The sequence below is a fragment of the Romboutsia sp. Marseille-P6047 genome (assembly GCF_900604535.1).
In the GTDB taxonomy this organism is placed as follows: domain Bacteria; phylum Bacillota; class Clostridia; order Peptostreptococcales; family Peptostreptococcaceae; genus Romboutsia_E.
The window spans coordinates 1-945 of record NZ_UWOT01000033.1 but is presented as its reverse complement, the minus strand read 5'-3'; the positions used below and the strand labels follow the sequence as shown (position 1 = coordinate 945).

The window sequence follows — 945 nt, the reverse complement described above, 5'->3', positions numbered from 1 at the left end:
TTGATTAACAGTCAATTGCTCTACCAACTGAGCCATATTCCCGAATTAAGTTTTGGCGACCTGGAAGGGACTCGAACCCTCGACCTCCAGCGTGACAGGCTGGCATTCTAACCAGCTGAACTACCAGGCCGCAAATGGTGGGACTAACAGGGCTCGAACCTGTGACCCCCTGCTTGTAAGGCAGGTGCTCTCCCAGCTGAGCTATAGTCCCATAAGTTTAATCTGGAGCGGGTGAAGGGGATCGAACCCTCACAGCCGGCTTGGAAGGCCGGAACTCTACCATTGAGCTACACCCGCATATTTAATTGGTGACCCATAGGGGAATCGAACCCCTGTTACCGCCGTGAAAGGGCGGTGTCTTGACCGCTTGACCAATGGGCCATTTTAATGGTTGCGGAGGCAGGACTTGAACCTGCGACCTTCGGGTTATGAGCCCGACGAGCTGCCAACTGCTCCACCCCGCGATATTGTTTTGGTGCCGAAGACCGGAATCGAACCGGTACGAGAGGTAAGTCCCGCAGGATTTTAAGTCCTGTGCGTCTGCCAGTTCCGCCACTTCGGCACTTAACGTGGCTACGTCTTACTCTTCCGGGAGGTTGCCCTCCAAGTACCATCAGCGCTAAAGAGCTTAACTTCTGTGTTCGGAATGGGAACAGGTGTATCCTCTTTGCTATAATAACCACATTAAATGTTTTGTTTTTCAAGACAAGTATTATATTAACATATCAATTTCAAAATGTCAATACTTTTTTAAAAACTTTTTTAGAGTTAATACTCTAAAAACTGCATATCATTTATTGATTTATCATTTAAATTTATTGGTCAAGTCCTCGACCTATTAGTATCGATAAGCTAAATACATTACTGCACTTACACCTTCGACCTATCAACCAGGTAGTCTTCCTGGGGTCTTACCCTTACGGTGGGAAATCTTATCTTGAAGTC

At 46.9% G+C, this 945-nt stretch carries 6 tRNA genes and 2 rRNA genes; all 8 read right to left on the bottom strand.

Annotation, left to right across the window (positions count from 1 at the left end):
- Window positions 1-53 precede the first annotated feature (53 nt).
- Window positions 54-130, bottom strand: a tRNA-Asp gene (locus tag EIH23_RS16155).
- A 5-nt stretch (window positions 131-135) separates the two neighbouring features.
- A tRNA-Val gene (locus tag EIH23_RS16150) sits at window positions 136-211 on the bottom strand.
- Window positions 212-223: 12 nt separating this feature from the next.
- Window positions 224-297, bottom strand: a tRNA-Gly gene (locus tag EIH23_RS16145).
- Between the two features lie 9 nt (window positions 298-306).
- Window positions 307-381, bottom strand: a tRNA-Glu gene (locus EIH23_RS16140).
- Window positions 382-388: 7 nt separating this feature from the next.
- Window positions 389-464: transfer RNA gene (locus tag EIH23_RS16135), tRNA-Met, on the bottom strand.
- Window positions 465-473: 9 nt separating this feature from the next.
- Window positions 474-562, bottom strand: a tRNA-Leu gene (locus tag EIH23_RS16130).
- Window positions 563-567: 5 nt separating this feature from the next.
- A 5S ribosomal RNA gene (rrf, locus tag EIH23_RS16125) occupies window positions 568-684 on the bottom strand.
- Window positions 685-818: 134 nt separating this feature from the next.
- Window positions 819-945, bottom strand: a 23S ribosomal RNA gene (locus EIH23_RS16120); the annotation flags it as partial.